The following is a 6,238-nucleotide window of genomic DNA, read 5'->3' on the forward strand; positions in this document are numbered from 1 at the left end:
GACGCGACGCCCGACCGGTGGGCCCGGTCGGGCGTCGCGGGGTGGTGTGGCGCCGTCAGTCGCGTTCCGACAGCGTCAACTCGATCCCGCCGGCGAGGTCCGCCGACACGTTGTAGACGAACGCGCCCACGGTCGCCAGCGCGGTGAACAGCACGATGTTGATGGCGCCGACGATCGCGGCCACCCCGAACACCCGACCGGCGCTGATCAGGTCGCCCTCGGTGGCGTCACCGGTCAGGTCGTTGTAGGTCCCGTTCAGGGAGTCCCACACCCGCATGCCGTCCAGGACGCCGTAGAGCACGCCGACCGCGACCAACCAGATGAAGAACGCGGCGACGCTGAGCACCAGGGCCAGCTTCAGCACCGACCAGGGGTCCACCCGTTTGACCTGGAGGCTCGCCCGACGGGGGCCTCGTCCGGGCCGACGACCCGTCAGACCGGAACCACCGGAGGACGCCGGACGACCTCCGGGCCCCGGGAAGTTCACCGGCGCCCGGCCCACGGCTCCGCTTTGTTCGGCTCCCACAGGTTTCGTCATGGTGGTCGTCGCCTCGCTTCCCCCGGGCGACGCCCCCGCCGCCGCGCTGGAAGCGTACCCCTGACCAGCCTGCGGTTCAGGGTTTCCCGCGCCGGCACCCGGCGACTGCTGGTCGGCGCCCCCCTGGGCCGCTGACCGCTGCCAGGGCGGTGTCGACGCTCGTTCCTCGGCAGCGGCGGCAGCCGGCTCGTCGGTCCCCCCGACGGGATCGGACCCGCTCCCGGTCGCCGACCTGGCCGACGCCGGGGCCACCGGGGTCATGAAGGTGGTCTTCTCCCCACCGACCGCCTGCGGAACGCTGTCCCCGCCGGACTCCGACTCGGAGCCGCTGCCCTCCGCGGGCTGCCGCTGGTCCGGGCTGCCTGGCGAACTCATCCCTCGTCCTTCCCCGCTGTCCCGTTCTCGATGGCGGCGTCGACGACCTCGCCCGCCGCGGCGTCCGGGTCGGCGGCCTCGTCGGCGTTCCGCGCCACGGCCAGCAGCGTGGTGCCCTCACCCAGGTTCATGAGACGCACACCCTTGGTCTGACGGCCTGCCTTGCGGACCTCCTTGGCGGCGGTCCTGATCACGCCCCCGGTCGACGTGATCGCGTAGAGCTCGTCGTCGAGGTCGACGATGAGCGCTCCGACAAGCCTCCCACGACGCTTGTCGTGCTGGATGGTCAGCACGCCCTTCCCGCCGCGTCCCTGCACCGGGTAGTCATCGATCGGGGTGCGCTTGGCGTACCCACCGGTGGTGGCGACCAGCAGGAAACGGTCCTCGCGGCAGACGGCCATCGCCAGGAGTTCATCCCCCTGGTTGAATCGCATCCCCAACACGCCCGAGGTGGCCCGCCCCATCGGACGAAGCACCTCGTCGGTGGCGTGGAAGCGGATGGACTGGCCCTCCGCCGAGACGAGGAGCAGGTCGTCCTCCGGCCCGCACAGCACCGCGCCCACCAGCTCGTCGTCGTCGCGGAGGTTGACGCCGATCAGCCCACCGGAGCGGTTCGAGTCGAAGTCCGACAGGCGGGACTTCTTGACCAGCCCCTTCTTCGTGGCCAGCACCAGGTACGGCGCCGCCTGGTAGTCCTTGATCTGCATCACCTGGGCGATGTGCTCGTCCGGCTGGAAGGCGAGCAGGTTCGCCACGTGCTGCCCCCGCGCGTTCCTGTTCGCCTCGGGCAGTTCGAAGGCCCGGGCGCGGTACACCCGCCCCTGGTTGGTGAAGAACAGGATCCAGTCGTGGGTGGAGCACACGAAGAAGTGGGCGACGATGTCGTCCTGTTTGAGAGCCGCTCCCTGCACGCCCTTCCCGCCACGCTTCTGCGCGCGGTAGAGGTCGGTGCGGGTCCGCTTCGCGTAGCCGGTGCGGGTGATGGTGACGACCACGTCCTCGACCGCGATCAGGTCCTCGACCGAGACCTCCCCCTCGTAGGGGATGATCCGGGTCCGGCGGTCCTCACCGTGCTTGTCGACGATCGCCTTCAGCTCGTCCTTGATGATGACGCGCTGGCGCTCCGGCCTGGCGAGGATGTCCTCCAGGTCGGCGATCTCGCGCTCGATCTCACCGAGTTCGGTGGTGATCTTCTGGCGCTCCAGGGCTGCGAGGCGGCGGAGCTGCATCTCCAGGATCGCGTTCGCCTGGCTCTCATCGATGTCGAGGAGGTCGATCAGGCCGGAACGCGCGACGTCGACCGTCCGCGAGCCCCGGATGAGGGCGATGACCTCGTCGAGCGCGTCCAGCGCCTTAACCAGCCCGCGCAGGATGTGGGCGCGCTCCTCGGCCTTGCGCAACCGGAACCGCGTGCGGCGGACGATGACCTCGACCTGGTGTTTGACGTAGTGCCGGATGACCTGGTCCAGCCGCAACGTCCGGGGGACCCCGTCGACGAGGGCGAGCATGTTGACGCCGAAGGAGTTCTGCAGCTGGGTGTGCTTGTAGAGGTTGTTCAGCACGACCTTCGCCACCGCGTCCCGCTTGAGGGTGATCACGATGCGCATGCCCCGGCGGCTGTTGGTCTCGTCCGCGATGTCGGCGATCCCGGTGAGCTTGCCGTCACGGACGAGGGTGGCGATCCCCTCGACGAGGTTGTCCGGGTTCACCTGGTACGGCAGTTCGGTCACGACGAGGATGGTCCGGCCCTTGCCGTCCTCCTCGACCTCGATGACCGCCCGGGTCCGGATGGAGCCCCGTCCGGTGCGGTAGGCCTCCTCGATGCCCGAGGTGCCCAGGATCAACCCGCTGGTCGGGAAGTCCGGGCCCTTGATCCGCTGCATCATCGCGGCGAGCGTCTCGTCCTCGGAGGCGTCCGGGTTGTCCAGTGCCCAGAAGACGCCCTCGGCGACCTCACGCAGGTTGTGGGGCGGGATGTTGGTCGCCATGCCGACCGCGATCCCACCGCCGCCGTTGACGAGCAGGTTCGGGATGCGGGACGGCAGGACGTCCGGCTCCTGCGTCCTGCCGTCGTAGTTGTCCCGGAAGTCGACGGTGTCCTCGTCGATGTCCGCCAGCATCTGCATCGCCAGCGGTGTGAGCCTCGCCTCGGTGTAGCGCATGGCTGCCGCCGGGTCGTTGCCCGGGGACCCGAAGTTGCCCTGCCCGTCGACCAGCGGGTGCCGCATCGACCACCGCTGCGCCAGCCGCACCAGGGTGTCGTAGATGCTGGAGTCGCCGTGGGGGTGGTAGTTGCCCATCACGTCGCCGACGATGCGGGAGCACTTGACGTGACTTCGGTCCGGTCGGTAGCCGGCGTCGTACATCGCGTAGAGCACCCGCCGGTGCACGGGTTTGAGCCCGTCACGCACGTCGGGCAGCGCCCTGCTGACGATCACGCTCATCGCGTAGTCGATGTAGGAGCGCTGCATCTCCTGCTGGATGTCGACCGGCTCGATGCGGTCGCCGTCCGGTGGCAGGGTCGTCTCGGTCATTGCAGTCCTTCTCGTGTGCGGGGTTCAGGGGTGCGCGGCGGCCCTTCGGTGGGCGGGCCGCCGTCCTGGAGGTGACCGGTCAGATGTCCAGGAAGCGCACATCCCTCGCGTTGCGCGTGATGAACGAGCGGCGGGCTTCGACGTCCTCGCCCATCAGGACGCTGAACAGTTCGTCGGCGGTGGCCGCGTCGTCGAGGGTGACCTGGCGCAGCAGGCGGTTGGCCGGGTCCATCGTGGTCTCCCACAGCTCCTCGGCGTTCATCTCCCCGAGGCCCTTGTAGCGCTGGACCCCGTCCTCCTTGGGGTACCGCTTGCCGGCCGCCACCCCGGCCTCGATGAGGCCGTCCCGCTCGCGGTCGGAGTAGGCGTACTCGGGCTCGGCGCGGGACCACTTCACCTTGTACAGCGGCGGCGAGGCGAGGTAGACGTGGCCGTGCTCGACCAGCGGGCGCATGAAGCGGAACAGCAGGGTGAGCAGCAGGGTCCTGATGTGCTGGCCGTCGACGTCGGCGTCAGCCATCAGCACGATCTTGTGGTACCGCAGCTTGCCGAGGTCGAACTCGTCGTGGATCCCGGTGCCCAGGGCCGTGATGAGGCTCTGCACCTCGTTGTTCTTGAGGACCCGGTCCAGCCGGGACTTCTCCACGTTGATGATCTTGCCTCGGATCGGCAGGATCGCCTGGAACTGCGAGTCCCGCCCCTCCTTCGCGGAGCCACCCGCCGAGTCGCCCTCGACGATGTAGAGCTCGCACTCCTCCGGGTTGCGGGAACGGCAGTCCTTCAGCTTGCCGGGCAGCCCACCGATGTCGAGCGCCCCCTTGCGGCGCACCAGTTCCCGGGCCTTCCGCGCGGCCATCCTCGCCTGGGCGGAGGACACGGCCTTCGACACGATCGACTTGGCCTCGGTGGGGTGGCGCTCGAACCAGTCGGCGAGGTGCTCGTTGCAGGTCCGCTGCACGAAGCCCTTCGCCTCGCTGTTGCCCAGCTTGGTCTTGGTCTGGCCTTCGAACTGGGGCTCGGCGAGCTTGATCGACACGATGGCCGCCAGACCCTCGCGGACGTCGTCGCCGGTCAGGTTGGAGTCCTTCTCCTTCAGGAGCCGCTTCTCCCGCGCGTACTCGTTGACGACGCGCGTGAGCGCCGCGCGGAACCCCTCCTCGTGCGTACCGCCCTCGTGGGTGTTGATGGTGTTGGCGAAGGTGTAGACGGAGGGGGTGTAGCCGTTGTTCCACTGCATGGCCACCTCGACCTGGAGGCCGTCACCCTGGGCCTCGAAGGCGATGATCTTGCGGTGGACGGCCTCGCGGGTGGCGTTGATGTGCCCGACGAAGTCCTCCAGCCCCCCGGGGTAGTGGAAGACGCGTTCGGTGGCCTGCGGGGCCTCCCCCTCCGCGTCCTCGGCCAGCTCCTGCTCGTCGACCCGCTCGTCGCGCAGGACGATGGTCAGCCCCTTGTTCAGGAAGGCCATCTCCTGGAGGCGCCTGGCCACCGTCTCGGCGTTGTAGGTGGTGGTCTCGAAGATCTCCGGGTCGGCCCAGAAGGTCTGCGAGGTACCCGTGCGGTCGGTGGTCTCCCCCTTCTCCAGGGGGTGGACCGGCTTCGACTTCGAGTAGCGCTGCCGCCAGACGTGGCCGTCGCGGTGGATCTCCACCTCGAAGGTGTGGGAGAGCGCGTTGACGACGGAGGCGCCGACACCGTGCAGGCCTCCGGACACCGCGTACGACTTGCTGTCGAACTTCCCGCCGGCGTGCAGGACGGTGAGGATCACCTCGACCGCCGGGCGCTTCTCGACGGGGTGCATGTCGACCGGGATACCCCGGCCGTCGTCGACGACGCGGACACCACCGTCGGCCAGCAGGGTCACCTCGACCCTGCTGGCGTACCCGGCCATCGCCTCGTCGACCGAGTTGTCCACCAGCTCCTGGATGAGGTGGTGGAGGCCACGCTCCCCGGTCGAGCCGATGTACATGCCGGGACGCTTCCGCACCGCGTCGAGGCCCTCAAGGATGCTGATGGATGACGCGTTGTACTCGTTCTTGTTCGCTGCCACGAGCCTCGGGTTCTCCTCATGCCGACGCTGCTGGCCCCGTTCGGGACCCCCGCGCCATCCCTGTGGCGCGGGCTGGAAAGGACCGGACCCACGTGAAGACACGGTCGTGGAGGGCAGGCCGTGAACGCGGTCCCCTTCGAGTCTACTGCCCAACCCCCACAGAAGCGGGCAAAGGACACCCCTGGCTGCCCCGCTGCCGGGCCGAGAAGAACAGGGCCAGGTCCGAACCGCCGAAAATCCCCTTCGGTGGCGCTGGAAGCCGCTGAGTCTTCGGGTGGGACGCCGCGGCCGTCGGGCCGGGGATCACCGCGCCCGGGTCCCCCGACCCGGCCGGGGAACGGCGGGGTGTGCCCGGCGGGGCGCGCCGGTCAGCCGTAGGTGTCCCGGGGCCCCCGGCCGGAGACGTGCTTGGGGCCGTAGCGCCAGCTCGGCGCCGACGGGCCCTGGATCCGCAACCGCCTGACGAGGTTCTGCCCAACGGCCCCGGCGATCCGTTCGAGCAGCTGTCGTTGCAGCAGCCTGAGTTGGGTCGCCCACGCCGTCGAGTCGGCCAGGACCGTCAGTTCCCCGTCCCGCAGTGTGACCGGGCGCACGTGTTCCGCGATGTCCGGTCCTACCAACCGGTCCCACCGGCCGAAGAGGGCGCCACCGGCGAGCTGGTCCCCCCAGCCCCGCTCGGCGACCAAGCGCACCGCCAGCCGCCCGAGCGGCTGCGGGTCGCGCTCGTCCGGGCGCGTGCCC

General features: G+C 69.6%; 4 protein-coding genes. All 4 read right to left on the bottom strand.

The annotated features are described in order from the left end of the window. Window positions 1-55: 55 nt before the first annotated feature. Window positions 56-799 (bottom strand): DUF3566 domain-containing protein, encoded by a 744-nt coding sequence (locus ACTIDRAF_RS33800; protein WP_083886261.1) that lies wholly within the window; start codon window positions 797-799, stop codon window positions 56-58. 110 nt (window positions 800-909) lie between these two features. Beyond that, window positions 910-3,447 carry a DNA gyrase subunit A gene (gene gyrA / locus ACTIDRAF_RS0212505; protein ID WP_016699083.1) on the bottom strand — a complete coding sequence of 846 codons (2,538 nt, stop codon included), beginning with the start codon at window positions 3,445-3,447 and terminating at the stop codon, window positions 910-912. 79 nt (window positions 3,448-3,526) lie between these two features. Then, a complete protein-coding gene (gyrB, locus tag ACTIDRAF_RS0212510; RefSeq protein WP_016699084.1) occupies window positions 3,527-5,497 on the bottom strand; it encodes a DNA topoisomerase (ATP-hydrolyzing) subunit B in 1,971 nt (656 codons plus the stop codon). Between the two features lie 368 nt (window positions 5,498-5,865). Next, the coding region (locus tag ACTIDRAF_RS0212515; RefSeq protein ID WP_016699085.1) for a DciA family protein at window positions 5,866-6,238 on the bottom strand (373 nt) is incomplete at its 5' end.

This window comes from Actinoalloteichus spitiensis RMV-1378 (genome assembly GCF_000239155.1).
In the GTDB taxonomy this organism is placed as follows: domain Bacteria; phylum Actinomycetota; class Actinomycetes; order Mycobacteriales; family Pseudonocardiaceae; genus Actinoalloteichus_B; species Actinoalloteichus_B spitiensis.